Here is a 15498-nt window from a genome sequence, read left to right as displayed (position 1 = left end):
GCGCGTTCCTGGCCGTCCGGCACCCGTGCTGATAGCATGAACCGGTTCCGAATCCGCAGCGGCCGCCGGCCGTCACCGGATTCGAACCACGGAGCAGGCCGGCAGGAAGCTGGTCCTCGGTGGTGGAGTCCCGGTTCACAGGTGCGGCGTCGTCGCACAGGAGGCGACCCGGAGCTTTTCTACTGGTGGCCAGCACGAACGCCCTCCACACGACGGCACGGCGCGACGCCCTGCCGTGGAATCGTCTCGATTCCTGACCGGAACTCTGCTCCGACGAACGCCGGCGCCCAGAACGGGCGCCGCTGCATACGTTGAAGGAGACAGAACCTCTTGGAAGGTCCTGAAATCACATTCGCCGAAGCCGTTCTCGACAACGGCTCGTACGGCACCCGCACCGTCCGCTTCGAGACCGGCCGCCTCGCGCAGCAGGCTCAGGGAGCGGTCGCCGCGTACCTCGACGAGGACACGATGATCCTCTCGGCCACCTCGGCGTCGAAGAACCCGAAGGACAACTTCGACTTCTTCCCGCTGACCGTCGACGTCGAGGAGCGCTCCTACGCCGCCGGCAAGATCCCCGGCTCGTTCTTCCGCCGCGAGGGCCGCCCCTCCACCGAGGCGATCCTGGTCTGCCGTCTGATCGACCGGCCGTTGCGCCCCTCGTTCGTCGAGGGCCTGCGCAACGAGGTCCAGATCGTCATCACGGTCCTGAGCATCGCTCCGGACGAGTTCTACGACGCCCTCGCGATCAACGCCGCGAGCGCCTCGACCCAGATCTCCGGTCTGCCCTTCTCGGGCCCCATCGCCGGTGTGCGCCTCGCGCTCATGTCCGACGGCTCGGGCAACGACCAGTGGATCGCGTTCCCCAAGGCCTCGCAGCTCGAGAACGCCGTCTTCGACCTCACCGTCGCGGGCCGCGTCGTCACCAACGAGGACGGCTCCTCCGACGTCGCCATCATGATGGTCGAGGCCGAGGCGACCGAGGGCTCCTGGAACCTCATCAAGGCCGGCGCCACCAAGCCCGACGAGACCGTCGTGGCCCAGGGCCTCGAGGCCTCCAAGCCCTTCATCCGCGCGCTCGTCGAGGCGCAGGCGAAGATGGCCGCGAACACCGCCAAGCCCGTCAAGGACTACCCGGTGTTCCTGCCCTACGCGCAGGAGACCTACGACAACGTCGCCGAGCTCAGCTACGACGAGCTCGTCCGCATCTACTCGATCGCCGACAAGGTCGAGCGCCAGGACGCCGACGACGCCCTCAAGGCGAAGGTCAAGGAGCAGATCGCCGAGCGCATCGCGTCCGGTCAGCTCTCGGCCGAGGCCTACAGCCAGGTCGGAGCGGCGTACAAGTCGGTCACGAAGGTGGTCGTCCGCGGACGCATCCTCCGCGACGGCGTGCGCATCGACGGCCGCGGCCTCGCCGACATCCGTCCGCTCGACGCCGAGGTCCAGGTCATCCCGCGCGTCCACGGCTCGGCGATCTTCCAGCGCGGCGAGACCCAGATCCTGGGCGTCACCACGCTGAACATGCTCAAGATGGAGCAGCAGATCGACTCGCTGTCGCCCGTCACGAAGAAGCGCTACCTGCACCACTACAACTTCCCGCCCTACTCGACCGGTGAGACCGGTCGCGTCGGGTCGCCGAAGCGTCGCGAGATCGGGCACGGCTTCCTCGCCGAGCGCGCCCTCGTGCCGGTGCTGCCCTCCCGTGAGGAGTTCCCCTACGCGATCCGCCAGGTCTCCGAGGCGCTGAGCTCCAACGGCTCGACCTCGATGGGCTCGGTCTGCGCCTCGACCCTGTCGCTCCTCAACGCCGGTGTGCCGCTGCGCGCCCCGGTCGCGGGAATCGCGATGGGCCTCGTGTCCGACGTCGTCGACGGCCAGACCCGCTACGCGGCGCTGACCGACATCCTGGGCGCCGAGGACGCGCTCGGCGACATGGACTTCAAGGTCGCCGGAACCTCCGAGTTCGTCACCGCGATCCAGCTCGACACGAAGCTCGACGGCATCCCGTCGTCGGTCCTCGACGCCGCGCTCAAGCAGGCGAAGGACGCGCGCAGCACGATCCTCGCCGTGCTCACGGCCGCGATCGACCAGCCCGACGAGATGGCCCCGACCGCGCCCCGCGTGATCTCGGTGCAGATCCCCGTCGACAAGATCGGCGAGCTGATCGGCCCCAAGGGCAAGACGATCAACGCGATCCAGGACGAGACCGGCGCCGACATCTCCATCGAGGAGGACGGCACCGTCTACATCGGCGCCGTCGACGGCCCGTCGGCCGAGGCCGCCCGTGCCCAGGTCAACGCGATCGCGAACCCGACGAACCCCGAGGTCGGCGAGCAGTTCCTCGGAACCGTCGTCAAGCTCGCGACGTTCGGCGCGTTCGTCTCGCTGCTCCCGGGCAAGGACGGACTGCTGCACATCAGCGAGGTCCGCAAGCTCGCCGGTGGCAAGCGCGTCGAGAACGTCGAGGACGTTCTCGGAGTCGGCCAGAAGCTGCTCGTTTCGATCACCAAGATCGACGACCGCGGCAAGCTGTCCCTCGCGCCCGTCGTGGCCGAGGAGGCCGGAGCCGAGGCGCCGGTCGAGGCTCCCGTCGAGAGCTGATCGCTCTTGCACGTCGTGACGCCCGTCCCACTCCGGTGGGGCGGGCGTCCGTCGTTCTGCGGCGGATGGGGTAGCGTTGCCGAACCGCGCCGTCGCACCGCCCCGACCGGAGGAACACCGTGATCGACCCGACGCCCCTGGCCACCGAGCCGGAGACGCCCGCCGCTCCCCAGCGCACCCTCGGTCGCACCGGCCTCCCCGTGCATCCGCTCGCCCTCGACGGCTCCGTCTTCGGCTGGGCCGCGGGGATCGACGACACGACCGAGGCGCTCGACGCCTTCGCGGCGCTCGGCGGCACCCTGATCTCGACCGCCGACCACTACGCGACCGGTCGCAGCGAGTACATGATCGGCCGCTGGCTCGAGGCGAGCGGCGCACGCGAGCGGATGCTCGTCGCCACCAAGGTCGGCCGCCACCCCGACGCCCCGGGCCTCGCTCCGGGCGACGTCCGGGCGGCCGTCGAGGGCAGTCTCGAGCGCCTGGGCACCCGGATCGACCTCCTGTCCTTCGACAGCGAGGACCCGGAGGTGCCGATCGAGGAGAGCCTCGCGGCCGTCGCCCCGTTCCTCGCGAACGGCTCCGTCGGAGCGCTCGGCGCCGCCCACTTCAGCGGCGAGGCGCTCGCCCGCGCCGAGGAGGCCGCGACCCTCCACGGGCTGCCCGTCTTCTCGGTCGTGGTGGCCGAGTACAACCTGATGGAGCGCAAGGACTACGAGTCCGACGTCGCCCCCGAGGTGATCCGGCAGGAGCTCGGCACGCTGGCGCGGCTCCCGCTCGCGAGCGGCTACCTCACGGGCGCGATGCGCCACCGCTCGGACGAGCCGCAGTCGGTCATGTTCGAGGCTGCGCTCGACTACGTGGGGCGCCACGGCAGCAAGGTGCTCGCCGCGCTCGACGAGATCGCCGAGGCCCACGGCACCAACCCCGGCACGGTCGCCCTCGCGTGGGTGCTCTCGCATCAGGAGGTCTCCGCCGCAGTCGTCCGCGCCCGCGGAGCCGAGGAGCTCGAGTCGGTCTTCGGCGCGGCCTCCCTCCCGCTGACCCGCAGCGACCTCGCCCAGCTCGACCGCGCCTCCGCCTGACCGGTCCGACGGCTCCCGGGTGATCCCCGGAGCCGTCGGCACGAGGTCGGGGAGCCTGTCGGCCGACCGCGCTCCCGATCAGCGGCGCAGGACCCGCGCCTCCCACGGCTGGAGCGTCGTCCCGGTCGACCCCGGCACGTTGCCCAGCACCGTCTCGGCCCCCGCCCACTCGGCCAGCAGCGACACCTCGAGCGGCTCGCCCGACACGTTGCCCACGGCGAGCAGCTCGCTCGCGCCGGTGCGCGTGAACGCGAAGAGCGTCGGGTGCTCGGGCTCGAGGAGCCGGAACCGGCCCAGCTGCACGGTCTCGTCGGCGTGCCGCAGCGCGATCAGGGCCCGGTAGTACTCGAACACCGAGCGCTCCGATGCCCGATCGGCCGCCACGTTCAGCTCGATCGAGTTCGGATTGACCGGGATCCACGGTTCGCCCGTCGTGAAGCCGGCGTGCTCGCCGCCGTCCCACTGCACAGGTGTGCGCGCGTTGTCGCGGCTCTGCGCCCGCAGACCCGCCAGGACCTCCTCCGGATCCTCCCCGCGGTCGCCGACCGCCTCGGCGTAGTAGTTCAGCGACTCGACGTCCCGGAAGTCCTCGATCCCCGAGAAGGGCACGTTCGTCATCCCGATCTCCTCGCCCTGGTAGATGTAGGGCGTGCCGCGCTGCAGGTGCAGGAGGGTCGCCCAGAGCGTCGCGGATTCGTAGCGGTAGCGGCCGTCGTCGCCGAAGCGCGAGACCAGCCGCGGCTGGTCGTGGTTGTTGAGGTAGAGCGAGTTCCAGCCGCGCTCGGCGAGGCCTTCCTGCCAGCGGGCGAGGTTCGCCTTGAGCGCGACGAGGTCCAGCGGCACCGGGTGGAACTTGTCGACGCCGTGGTCGATGCCCACGTGCTCGAACTGGAACACCATGTCGAGCTCCCGGCGCTGGGGATCGGTGACGAGCGCGGCCTCCTCCAGGGTCACTCCGGGCATCTCGCCGACGGTGAGGTAGGCGCCCTCGCGCCCCGCGAACACGGCCTCGTTCATCTCGCGGAGGTACTCGTGCAGCCGCGGACCCACTCCGCCGACGATGCCCGTGCCGCCGCCCTCGCCGTCGACCTCGTCGAGGTTCTTCGACACGAGGTTGATGACGTCCATCCGGAACCCGTCGACGCCGCGGTCGAGCCAGCGGTTCATCATCGCGTGCACCGCGCGCCGGACCTCGGCGTTCTCCCAGTTCAGGTCGGGCTGCTGCACCGCGAACAGGTGGAGGAAGTACTCGTCGGTCACGGAGTCCCGGGTCCACGCCGGCCCGGAGAAGTACGAGCGCCAGCCGTTGGGCTCGGCGACGTCCAGTCCTGCGTCACCGGCGGCCTCGAGCTCGGAGGAGACGCCTGCGGCGGCGCGACCCTTCCGCCACCAGTACCAGTCACGTGTGGGGTTCTCGATCGAGGAGCGGGACTCGACGAACCACGCGTGCTCGTCGCTCGTGTGGTTCACCACGAGGTCCATCACGATGCGGATGCCGCGTTCGTGCGCCTCCGCCAGCAGCAGGTCGAACTCCGCGAGGTCGCCGAAGAGCGGATCGATGTCCTCGTAGTCCGAGATGTCGTAGCCGTTGTCGTGCTGCGGTGACGGGTAGATCGGCGACAGCCAGACGACGTCCACTCCGAGGTCGGCCAGGTGGTCGAGCCGGGAGCGGATCCCGCCGAGGTCGCCGATGCCGTCGCCGTTCGAGTCCGCGAACGAGCGGGGGTAGATCTGGTAGACGACGGCGCTGGTCCACCAGGGCGTCGACGGGGGCGGGGTGAGGGGCTCCATGAGGGCGAATCTAGCCGCGACCCGGTGCCGCGGAGGAGTCGCCGCACCGCATCCTGGGGAGAGCGGAGCAGGTTCGCGGCGGGGGAGGAGACCGCCGTGTAACGATCTGATGAACCGTTCCGCACCGCCTCCGGAGCGGCGCTCGGCCCTCGGCTACTCTCGGTCCTGGCGGGTCCCGAGCCGCCGCAGGGAGAGTGGTGGCGTGCCGAGGCTGAAGGCCCGCGCGACCGTGAAGGCGACGCGTCACGGATCCCTCGGAGCGCTCCCGGAAGCGGGTTCCCCGGGCGACACCGGACCGGTCGTCGCCCACACGCTGCGCCGCTCGCTCGGCGACTCCGCGCAGTCCCTCTTCCCCCTCCTGCTCGACGCCGCCGTCCTCGGCCGTCGCGGCCACGACGCCGGTCCCGAGCTCCTCGAGCGGTTCGCGGCCTGGGGTGGCAACGGAGTCCTCGTCACCGACACCGCGGCCTCCGCCGCCGGCGAGGAGACCGTGGGCCGCTGGCTCGCCGGTCACCGGGATCGCGACCGCTTCCTCCTCCTCGGGCGCCTGGGACCGACCGCCGACGCCTCGCCGTCCCCCCGCGCCCTGGTCGCCCGCGTCGACCAGTCGCTCCGGCGCCTGCGCACCGACCACCTGGACGTCCTCGCGGTGCGGCCCGACAGCGCCGGGAGGCTCGACGAGCTGCTCAGCGCCGTCGAGGTCCTGCTCGCGCGCGGGAAGGTCCGGGCGGTCCTCGCCTCGGGGTTCGCGGCCGAGGAGCTCTTCGAGGCACGGGTGCTCGCCGGTCACGGTCTGCCGCGCTTCTCCGGGGTGGAGCTGCGCTACAGCCTGCTCGAGGGCTCGGACGCCGAGGGCGACCTCGGGCTCGTCGCGCGGGGCCAGGGGCTCTCCGTCGTGGCCACCGCGCCTCTCGCGCACGGCTTCCTGCACGGAGCGGCGCGCTCGAGGCGCGAACTGCGGGCTCTTCCCGACGGGGCGCTCGCGTCGGTGCATCTCGGCCGTCGCGGACGGCGGGTGCTCGCGGCGCTCGACGCGATCGGCGCCGAGCTGTCCGCGACCACGGCCGCCGTCGCCCTCGCCTGGCTGCTCGCCCGGCCGGGTGTCGCCGCGGCGACCGTCGAGCCCGCATCCTGCGCCGAGATCGACACCCTGGTCCGCGCCGTCTCGCTCGAGCTCGACGCCGCTCATCTCCACGCCCTCGAGCGCGCTCGACGCTGACGTCGAGTCCTGCACGGATGACCGCGGGCCGGGACAGCGCGTGCGGGTGACCTAGTGTGGGTCGGATGAACCACGGCGTCGCACTCCCTCTCGACCAGCCGGAGACGACGATCCGGGCCGCCGGTGGCTCGCTCGTCCGCCGCTCCGTCCTCTCCAGTGGTGTCCGCATCCTGAGCGAGGCCGTCCCCGGTGCCCGCAGCGCCACCGTCGGCTTCTGGGTCGCCGCGGGCTCGCGCGACGAGCAGCCCGCGCGTCCTGCCGAGGGCGGGCGTCCGGCGACCCCGTCGAACTTCGGCTCCACCCACTTCCTCGAGCACCTGCTCTTCAAGGGCACCCGGTCGCGCTCGGCTCTCGACATCGCCGTCTCCTTCGACTCCGTGGGCGGCGAGCACAACGCGCTCACCGCGAAGGAGTACACCTGCTACTACGCCAAGGTGCAGGACCGCGATCTCCCGATGGCCGCCGAGGTCATCGGCGACATGGTCACCTCCAGCCTGCTGGACCCGGACGAGTTCGAGACCGAGCGCGGCGTGATCCTCGAGGAGCTCGCCATGGCCGACGACGATCCGGCCGACGTGGCGAGCGAGCGCCTGTTCGAGTCCGTCTTCGGCGACCACCCGCTGGGGCGCCCTATCGGCGGCAGCCCGCAGACCATCGGCGAGGCCACCCGCGACGCCGTCTGGGCGCACTACCGGGCCGCCTACAGCCCCCGCGATCTCGTCGTCTCCGTCGCCGGCGCCGTCGAGCACGAGTCCCTGGTCGCGCTGCTCGAGCGCGTGCTCTCCTCCGACGGCTGGGACCTCTCCGTCCCTGCGGCTCCCGTGGCGCGCCGCGTGGGCCTCGAGGCCCACTACGAGCGGGGCAGCGCACTGTCGATCGTCCACCGCCCGACCGAGCAGGCCAACATCCTGATCGGGTTCCCCGGCCTCGCCGCGGCCGACGACCGTCGGATGACGATGGGCGTGCTCAACTCGATCCTCGGCGGCGGGATGTCCTCGCGCCTCTTCCAGGAGATCCGCGAGAAGCGCGGCCTCGCCTACTCCGTCTACTCGTTCGCCCCGTCCTACTCCGACGCCGGCATCTTCGGCCTCTACGCGGCGAGCACGCCCGCCAAGGCCGGCACCGTCGCCGAGCTCCTCGTCTCGGAGTTCCACCGCCTCGCCGAGGACGGCGTCTCCGAGGACGAGATCGGGCGCGCCCGAGGCCAGCTTTCCGGCGCCGCCGCCCTCGCGCTCGAGGACTCGGACACGCGGATGTCCCGGCTCGGCCGCGCCGAGCTGACCTTCGGCGAATTCGTCGACCTGGATGAGAGCCTGCGCCGTCTTGCGCGCGTCGGCGCGGAGGATGTCCAGGCTCTCGCGGCAGACTTGGCGAGGGGGCCGTCGTCGATCTCGGCCGTCGGTGCGGTCGACGCATCGACGTTCGCCGGTATCGCCGAGATCGAGAGCGCTCCCACCGTCTGATCCGTTCTCGCGAACGACCGTTGACCGCGCACCGTCGCGCCGCACCCGGGGGAGCCCCACGTGTCCCATTACATCTACCTCGTCCGTCACGGCGAGCAGCAGGACGCCGAGCACGGCATGCCCGACGGGCCGCTGTCGGCACGAGGGGAGCGCCAGGCCCGGCTCATCGCCGAGCGGCTCGGCGGCGTCCCGTTCACGGGCGCGTGGCACTCGCCGCTCCGGCGGGCGGAGGAGACGGCCGCCCGGTTCCGCGCGGTCCTGCCCGGACTCGCGATCGAGCCCTCCTCGCTGCTGTTCGACTGCATCCCCTCCGGCCCCACGCCCGACATGCCGCGCGCGTTCGAGCCGTTCTTCGGCAGCGTCACGCCCGCCGAGATCGAGGCGGGACACGCGCAGATGCAGGATGCGGTCTCGGAGTTCCTGGCCCCGTCGCGCGAGGACCGGCACGACCTCCTCATCACCCACAACTTCGTGATCGGCTGGTTCGTGCGGCACGTCTTCGACGCCCCGGACTGGCGTTGGCTCGGGCTCAACCAGGCCAACTGCGGGCTGACGATCATCCGCGTCCGATCGCGGAAGCCCCCGGTCCTCGTCGTGCACAACGACCTCGCGCACCTGCCCGTGGAGCTGCGCACCGGCCTGCCGGAGGCCCAGCCCTACTGAGCGGCCGCCCCCGCGGGTGCGGCGCCCGCCCCCGTGGGCAGCCGCGTTGTTACGCTGACGGAGTGACTACTTCCGTCGCCGTCGTCGGTGCGTCCGGCCGACTCGGCTCCCTCACCTGCTCGCTGATCGACGCCTCCGACGAGTTCGAGCTCGTCGCCCGGCTGGGCTCCCGGAGCGATCCGCAGGAGATGCTGGCGGCCGACGTGGTCGTCGACATGACGGTCCCCGCGGTCAGCCAGGGCGTCGTCGACTTCGCGGTCGCCCACGGCCGGAAGGTGCTCGTGGGCACGTCCGGATGGACCGGCGACCGCATCGCGGCGCTGCGCCGCACGGTCGAGGCCCAGCCCGACGCGGGTGTCGTCATCGTCCCGAACTTCTCGCTCGGCTCCGTCCTCGCGACAGCGCTGGCGACCGTCGCCGCCCGCTTCTTCGACGCCGTCGAGATCGTCGAGACGCACGGCGCCCGCAAGGTCGACTCGCCGTCGGGCACCGCCGTCCGGACCGCGGAGCTGATCCTGCAGGCCCGGGCGGAGCTCGGTCCGGTGCAGGCACCGCACACCGACCAGCGCGCCCGCGGGCAGCAGGTGGCGAGCATCCCGGTGCACAGTCTGCGGCTGCCCGGAGTCGAGGCCCGCCAGGAGGTCGTGTTCGGCGGCACCGGAGAGACCGTGACGCTGCGCCACGACACCTCCTCGCCGGCCTCCTACGAGGCCGGGATCCTGAGGGCGCTGCACGCGGTGCGCTCGACGACGGGGGTCGTCGTCGGGCTCGACGCCCTCCTCGATCTGCGCGCGGCGTTCGACGCGGCGCCGCTGGCCGAGCGGGCTCCCGGCGAGCCGGCGCCGGTCGACGATGCGCCGTCCGGCCAGGCCGCGGCCGCGACGAGCGCACCGTGAGGACCCGCGTCGGCGTCGGGCTGATGGCGGTCCTGCTCGCCCTCTACCTCTTCGTCTGCCTGCAGTACTCCGTGGTCGCGTTCGCCGCGGGCACGGTCCCCGGCATCGTGATGGGGCTGGGCCTGCTCATCCTCGGCGCCGTCGGCGTCTGGGGGCTCGTCCGCGAGCTCCTGTTCGGGCTCCGCGCCGAGCGCCTGGCCCGCCGGCTCGAATCCGAGGACGCGCTCCCGAAGGAGGTCCTCGACTCGCGCGCCAGCGGCCGCCCGCTGCGAGAGGAGGCCGACACGCTGTTCCCCGGCTACGCGGCCGAGGTGGACGCCGATCCGCAGAGCTGGCGGGCGTGGTACCGCCTGGGGCTCGCCTACGACGCGAGCGGCGACCGCAAGCGCGCCCGGGGCGCGATCAGGACGTCGATCGCCCTCGAGAAGGACGCTCCGGCCTGAGCCTCCGGGGACTCCCGGCGCTCGTCAGGCCAGGACCCACTCCAGCGCCTGGGCGACCGTGCGGTGCCGGAAGACGAAGCCGTCCTCCAGCAGTCGCTGCGGCAGCATCCGCTGGCTCGAGAGCAGGAGCTCGTGACCCGCGTCCTGCAACGCGAGCTCGATGATCCGTCCCGGCACCGGCAGCTTGAACGGCCGGTGCAGCTGCTCGGCGAGCGTCTTCATGATCTCGTTCGCGGTCGCGGGGACGGGCCCCGCGAGGTTGACGGGACCGGACAGCGTCGAGGTGAGGAGGTGGCGGATGGCCGCGGCCTCGTCGTAGAGGCTGATCCAGGGCCAGGCCTGCTCGCCGCCGCCGAGCGGACCGCTGAGTCCGAGCTTCGTCAGCGGAAGCAGCGGCTTGAGCGCTCCTCCGTCGCCGAGGACCAGCCCCGTGCGCAGGGTCGCGACGCGGGTGGATTGCGGCGCGAGGTGCGCGGCCTCCTCCCAGCGGGCGACGACATCGGCCAGGAACCCTTCGCCCCGCGCGGAGTTCTCGGTCAGGTCCTCGCCCGGGCGGTCGCCGTAGAAGCCGACGGCGGAGGCGTTCAGGAGGATCGACGGGGGAGAGGTCGCCATCCGCATCGCGTCGGTGAGGGTGCGGGTCGCCTGGACCCGCGAGTCCAGGATCTCCCGCTTGTAGGAGGAGGTCCACGGGAGGCGGCTGATGGAGGCGCCCGAGAGGTTCACGACCGCGTCGACGCGGTCGAGCACGCTGAAGTCGAGCATGTGCGACGTCGGCGCCCAGTGGAACTCGTCCGCGCTCGTGGGCGCGTGCCGCACCAGGCGGAGGATCTCGTGGCCGTCGGCGCGCAGCTGACGGCTCAGCTCCGTGCCGATCATGCCGCTCGCGCCCGAGATCAGCACGGTCAGCGGCGCCACGGGCTCCGCAGCGGGGACGGCCGGCTGCGTCTGCGCGGGCGGCAGGACCGAGGGGCGGGCGGTGCTCTCCCGAGCGGAGCGGCGGGACGGAGCGCCTGCGCCGTCCGAGTCGGTGCGCGGTGCGGACGAGTCGCTCATCTGTGCCTCCCGAGGCCCGTCGCGGGCGGCCCGCGAGGTGAGAACGAGCCTAGAGCCTCACGCCCGTGAGGCCGCCGAGCGCCCGAGCACCCCGGCGCGAACCAGCAGCAGGTAGAGCTCGCAGCCCAGGCACAGGCCGAACACCGCGTTGAGGAACGCGGCGAGGAACGCCAGCGACCCGGCGACCGGCACCGCGTACGGCACGCCCGCGAGGTGCAGCACGACGCCGACGGCGGTCACCGCGAGTCCGACGAGCTGGGCGAAGCGCGGCGGTCGGGCGTCCTCCCACTCGGTCGCAGGAGCGAGGCGCGGCCGCACCAGACGGCGGAAGACGACGGCCCAGGGCCCGGCGCCCACCCCTCGCGCGGCGGACCAGGCGAAGAGAGCGGCGATCAGCACGAGCGCGAGGAACCCGGGCTGCGCCAGGCGGCCCGGCAGATCGGCACGGGCCGGCGCCGGGAGCGAGAGCCCCACCGCGACGAGCAGGAGGAGGGCGGTGACGGAGGCGGCGAAGCGCGGTCCGCGCGGATCGACGCGGTTCGCGGGGGTGGGAGTGGTCACGGGGTCTCCAGGAGTCGGTCGAGCTCGTCCAGCACGACGCTGCGCGCCGGGGCGCCCGCGATGCGGCTGCGCGGGATCCCGTCGCGGTCCAGGACGAGCAGGGTGGGCGTCTGCAGTACACGGAACCGGTCGGCGAGGTCGGCGCGGTGGGTGAGGTCGACGTCGAGGTGCTCGACGCCGTCGCGGTCGCGGGCGAGGCCGTCGAGCATGCGGTGGACGGCCGGGCAGCGGGTGCAGTACTCGGTCGAGAACTGCACGATCGTCGCCGTCCGGCCCAGCGCCGCGCCGGGGACGAGCCCCGCGGGATCGATCCGCTCGCCCGATTGCGTCGGCCGCGCGCGGACGCGGCCGAGCGAGCGCCGGTACACGAGACCGAGGCCCGTCGCGAGGGCGACGAGTCCGGCCAGCAGCACGGCGATCAGAAGAGGGTCCACGGAGGAAGGCTAGGCGCGAACCGTGCGTGCACGTCCGTTCATTGCGCGAGATGTCGATCCGCACGGCCCGGGCGGCCGGACCGGGCGTGCTCTATCGTGATCCGGTGACCGAGCAGAAGAACGAGCCGAATCCCCCCGAGACCGGACCGTCGATCGAGTTCCGATCCGATGTCGTCGTGGAGCTCGTCCGCTCCAGCGCCCACGACTCCGACGTGCTCTTCGCCGCCCGGGTCTCGACCCAGGGCGAGCAGACCCTCGCCGGAGCGCTCGACGACGCCGACGAGGCCGACGCCGAGCTGCAGCGCAAGCGCGACCGCGGCCTCATCAACTACCTGATGCGCGACCGCCACGGCTCGCCCTTCGAGCACAACTCGATGACCTTCTACGTGCAGGCGCCCATCTTCGTCTTCCGCGAGTTCATGCGGCACCGCATCGCCTCCTACAACGAGGAGTCGGGCCGCTACCGCGAGCTGCGCCCCGTCTTCTACGTGCCCGGCCCCCAGCGGAACCTCGTCCAGGTCGGCAAGCCCGGCGCCTACTCCTTCGAGCCCGGCACGCCGGAGCAGACCGAGCTCGTCGTCGCCGAGACCCGCCGCGCCAGCACGCAGGCCTTCGAGGCGTACCAGCGGATGCTCGGCGAGGGCGTCGCGCGCGAGGTCGCCCGCATCGTCCTGCCGCTGAACATCTACTCGTCGATGTACGTGACGCTGAACGCCCGCTCGCTGATGAACTTCGTGTCGCTGCGCACCAAGCGCGAGGACTCGACCTTCCCGTCCTTCCCGCAGCGCGAGATCGAGATGGCCGCCGAGCAGATGGAGCAGCGCTTCGAGGAGCTCATGCCCCTCACCTACGCCGCCTTCAACGCCAACGGCCGCGTCGCCCCCTAGCCCCTCCGGCCGCCGGTCCGCGCCCCACTCCGTCCCACCGCGCGCTCTGCAGGCACCCGCACGCTCTGCAGGTACCCGCACGCTCTGCAGGTACTCGCGCGCTCTGCAGGTACTCGCGCGATCTGCAGGTATTCCGCGGAGGAATGGGCTTTCCACCGCTCCTCCCGGTCCGGGCGGGCGCGAATCCCCTGCAGATCGTGCGCTCAAGACGTCGCCGTCCTCCCTCCCCACGTCGCGGTCGTGCACGCCCATCCCCAGAAGGCCGCCGTCTCCTCATAGCACCGGGTCGAGGTCCCGAGACTGTCCCCGTGCCCCCCTCCTCGACGACAGTGCTCCGCTCCGGCGGGGTGGTGAAGACCGAGCAGTTCCTCCGGGAGGGAACGACACCGCGCCAACTGCGTGATGCGGTCGTCGCGGGCTCACTCGTCCGCATCCGGAAGGGCTGGTACAGCCTTCCGGGCCTCGACGGGCGAGTGGAGCAGGCGTTCCGCGTGGGCGGAGTGCTCGCCTGCGCCGATGCCGCGGTCTCCCACGGCCTCTGGGTCCCTCGCTTCCGCGGTCTCCACGTCGCCGTCCCCGAGCACGCCTCCCGCTTACGCGATCGCGAGCAGTACGCGCGACGGCTGCTCGCGGATCCGGACGTCCACGTGCACTGGTCCCTGTCGGCACCGCCTCCGCGCGCGCTCGTCCAGTCCCTCGAGGACTGCATCGTCACCGCCGCGTCGTGTCTCGGCGCGGAGGCGGCGTTCGTGCTGCTCGAGTCCGCACTCCACCACCGACGGCTCGGCCCGGCGGGCAAGGCGCGGATCCTCGCGCGCCTGCCGCTTCCGGTGCGGGCTCTCCTCGAGTGGGCCGGCGCTCTCTCCGAGAGCGGACTCGAGTCGCAGGTGGCCTTCCGGCTCCGCCGCCTGGGCATCGTGTTCCGCCAGCAGGTCCGGATCGGCGGACGCCGTGTCGACTTCGTGATCGGCGAGGTCCTCGTGCTCGAAGCGGACGGCGCGGCCTTCCACGATGCGGACAGCGACAACCGCAGGGATGCGGCTCTCGGCTCCCTCGGATACCGGATCCACCGCCTGCGCACGTCCCTGATCGACGACGGCTGGGACCTCGCGGAGGCGGACATCGTCGCGGCGCTCTCGCGCGGCGACCACTGGCGCAGCTGAGAGCTGCCGAGCGTTCCTCCCTCCGGAGCACGAGTGAACGGTCTGCAGGGGATCCTCGCCGTCAGGGCGGGGCGGAGCGGAGGAATACGCCTTCCTCCGCCGATCCCCTGCAGATGGCACGATCCCCTGCAGATCGCACCGTCCCCTCCCGCGCCCAGCGACCCTCCGGATCCTTCGGCCCCCGCCTCCGGCGCGCCGCCGCCGACCCGCTACCCTGGCCTCGTGTCAACTCCGGAGAATCCTTTCGGCCAGGTCCTGGTCGCCCTGGTCACCCCGTTCACCGCCGACGGCGAGGTCGATTGGCCCGGCGTCGAGAAGCACATCGACGACTGCATCGCGGCGGGCGCCGACGGCATCGTCGTCACCGGCACGACGGGAGAGACGAGCACGCTCACCGACCCCGAGAAGATCCGTCTCGTCGAGGTCGGCAAGTCGGTCGCGGCGGGTCGCGCCAAGATCATCACGGGCGGAGGCTCGAACGAGACCGCGCACGCGATGCAGCTCGCGCGGCAGAGCGAGAAGGCCGGCGCCGACGGCAACATGATCGTCACGCCGTACTACAACAAGCCCACGCAGGCGGGCATCCTCACGCACTTCCGGATGATTGCGGACGCCACGGATCTGCCCGTCATCCTCTACGACATCCCGGGCCGCACCGGCGTCCCCATCCGCTACGAGACGATCCTGCGCGCGGCCAAGCACCCGAACATCCTCGCCGTGAAGGACGCCAAGGGCGATCTGTCCGAGGTGAGCCGGGTCCTGAACCAGACCGATCTCATGTACTTCTGCGGCGACGACGCCAACGTGCTCCCCGAGCTCGCGATCGGCGCCACCGGGCTCATCGGAGTGACCGCCAACGTCGCGTCCGCGCCCTACCGCACGATCGTCGACGCCGTGAACGCCGGCGACCTGCGCGCCGCGACCCTCGCGCACCAGCAGCTCGAGCCCCTGGTCCGCGCCCTCATGACGCACGTGCCCGGCACCGTCGCGGTGAAGTACATCCTGCACGGCCTCGGGCGCATCTCGTCGCCGCGCGTCCGGCTGCCGCTGGTCGGTCCGGAGGAGTCGGAGGCTGCGTTGATCGAGGACGAGCTCGGTCTCGTCCGCGACATCCCGGGCGTCGACTTCCGCAACTTCCGTCCCGACCGCAACGCGGCCGCGGGCGGCGCACTGCCGAAGGTCGCCGGCACCACCCGCTGACACCGCTCGAGCGGCAGCGCCCGGCGGGAGACGAACGAA

Annotated in this window: 14 protein-coding genes; 10 read left to right on the top strand and 4 right to left on the bottom strand. The window is 72.1% G+C overall.

Annotation, left to right across the window (positions count from 1 at the left end):
* The first annotated feature begins 330 nt into the window (after window positions 1-330).
* Both C1I63_RS16145 and C1I63_RS16140 read left to right on the top strand, forming a co-directional pair.
* Window positions 331-2601 carry a polyribonucleotide nucleotidyltransferase gene (locus tag C1I63_RS16145; RefSeq protein ID WP_107575422.1) on the top strand — a complete coding sequence of 757 codons (2271 nt, stop codon included), beginning with the start codon at window positions 331-333 and terminating at the stop codon, window positions 2599-2601.
* Window positions 2602-2720: 119 nt separating this feature from the next.
* Window positions 2721-3683 carry an aldo/keto reductase gene (locus C1I63_RS16140; protein ID WP_107575421.1) on the top strand — a complete coding sequence of 321 codons (963 nt, stop codon included), beginning with the start codon at window positions 2721-2723 and terminating at the stop codon, window positions 3681-3683.
* 78 nt (window positions 3684-3761) lie between these two features.
* Here the strand turns inward: C1I63_RS16140 and C1I63_RS16135 are convergent, their stop codons facing one another.
* Window positions 3762-5474, bottom strand: a complete 1713-nt coding sequence (locus tag C1I63_RS16135; RefSeq protein WP_107575420.1) for a glycoside hydrolase family 13 protein — start codon at window positions 5472-5474, stop codon at window positions 3762-3764.
* Window positions 5475-5676: 202 nt separating this feature from the next.
* On the opposite strand from C1I63_RS16135, the gene C1I63_RS16130 reads away from it, so the two are divergent.
* The 5 genes from C1I63_RS16130 (at window position 5677) to C1I63_RS16110 (ending at window position 10158) form a co-directional block, all read left to right on the top strand.
* The gene (locus C1I63_RS16130; RefSeq protein WP_170116401.1) at window positions 5677-6693 is read left to right on the top strand and encodes an aldo/keto reductase; all 1017 of its coding nucleotides are present in this window, start codon (window positions 5677-5679) and stop codon (window positions 6691-6693) included.
* 65 nt (window positions 6694-6758) lie between these two features.
* The gene (locus C1I63_RS16125; RefSeq protein ID WP_107575418.1) at window positions 6759-8156 is read left to right on the top strand and encodes a M16 family metallopeptidase; all 1398 of its coding nucleotides are present in this window, start codon (window positions 6759-6761) and stop codon (window positions 8154-8156) included.
* Between the two features lie 60 nt (window positions 8157-8216).
* Complete coding sequence (locus C1I63_RS16120; RefSeq protein WP_055793368.1) at window positions 8217-8819, top strand: histidine phosphatase family protein; 603 nt, start codon at window positions 8217-8219, stop codon at window positions 8817-8819.
* Window positions 8820-8881: 62 nt separating this feature from the next.
* The gene (gene dapB / locus C1I63_RS16115; protein WP_107575417.1) at window positions 8882-9715 is read left to right on the top strand and encodes a 4-hydroxy-tetrahydrodipicolinate reductase; all 834 of its coding nucleotides are present in this window, start codon (window positions 8882-8884) and stop codon (window positions 9713-9715) included.
* Window positions 9712-10158: a hypothetical protein gene (locus tag C1I63_RS16110; RefSeq protein WP_055793362.1), complete on the top strand. Its 447-nt coding sequence runs from the start codon at window positions 9712-9714 to the stop codon at window positions 10156-10158. Before dapB ends, C1I63_RS16110 begins: the two co-directional genes overlap by 4 nt.
* A gap of 24 nt (window positions 10159-10182) precedes the next feature.
* On the opposite strand, the gene C1I63_RS16105 is transcribed toward C1I63_RS16110, so the two are convergent.
* Genes C1I63_RS16105 through C1I63_RS16095 form a run of 3 tightly spaced genes read right to left on the bottom strand, consistent with a single transcriptional unit; the run spans window position 10183 to window position 12209 of the window.
* On the bottom strand, window positions 10183-11214 hold the full coding sequence (locus C1I63_RS16105) for a TIGR01777 family oxidoreductase (protein WP_107575416.1): 1032 nt from the start codon (window positions 11212-11214) through the stop codon (window positions 10183-10185).
* Between the two features lie 57 nt (window positions 11215-11271).
* Window positions 11272-11775 carry a DUF4395 domain-containing protein gene (locus C1I63_RS16100; protein ID WP_107575415.1) on the bottom strand — a complete coding sequence of 168 codons (504 nt, stop codon included), beginning with the start codon at window positions 11773-11775 and terminating at the stop codon, window positions 11272-11274.
* A complete protein-coding gene (locus tag C1I63_RS16095) occupies window positions 11772-12209 on the bottom strand; it encodes a thioredoxin family protein (protein WP_107575414.1) in 438 nt (145 codons plus the stop codon). The genes C1I63_RS16100 and C1I63_RS16095 overlap by 4 nt, the downstream gene beginning before the upstream one ends.
* 50 nt (window positions 12210-12259) lie before the next feature.
* On the opposite strand from C1I63_RS16095, the gene thyX reads away from it, so the two are divergent.
* From thyX to dapA, 3 genes are all read left to right on the top strand, one after another.
* The gene (thyX, locus tag C1I63_RS16090; protein ID WP_107575914.1) at window positions 12260-13096 is read left to right on the top strand and encodes an FAD-dependent thymidylate synthase; all 837 of its coding nucleotides are present in this window, start codon (window positions 12260-12262) and stop codon (window positions 13094-13096) included.
* Between the two features lie 308 nt (window positions 13097-13404).
* Window positions 13405-14259, top strand: a complete 855-nt coding sequence (locus C1I63_RS16085) for a type IV toxin-antitoxin system AbiEi family antitoxin domain-containing protein (protein ID WP_146168475.1) — start codon at window positions 13405-13407, stop codon at window positions 14257-14259.
* A gap of 222 nt (window positions 14260-14481) precedes the next feature.
* A complete protein-coding gene (gene dapA / locus C1I63_RS16080; protein ID WP_055793351.1) occupies window positions 14482-15459 on the top strand; it encodes a 4-hydroxy-tetrahydrodipicolinate synthase in 978 nt (325 codons plus the stop codon).
* Window positions 15460-15498: the final 39 nt, after the last annotated feature.

Origin of the sequence: Rathayibacter caricis DSM 15933 (assembly GCF_003044275.1) — a bacterium.
GTDB lineage: Bacteria > Actinomycetota > Actinomycetes > Actinomycetales > Microbacteriaceae > Rathayibacter > Rathayibacter caricis.
The sequence above is the reverse complement of the archived record's forward strand: the minus strand, read 5'-3'. Positions and strand labels throughout refer to the sequence as shown.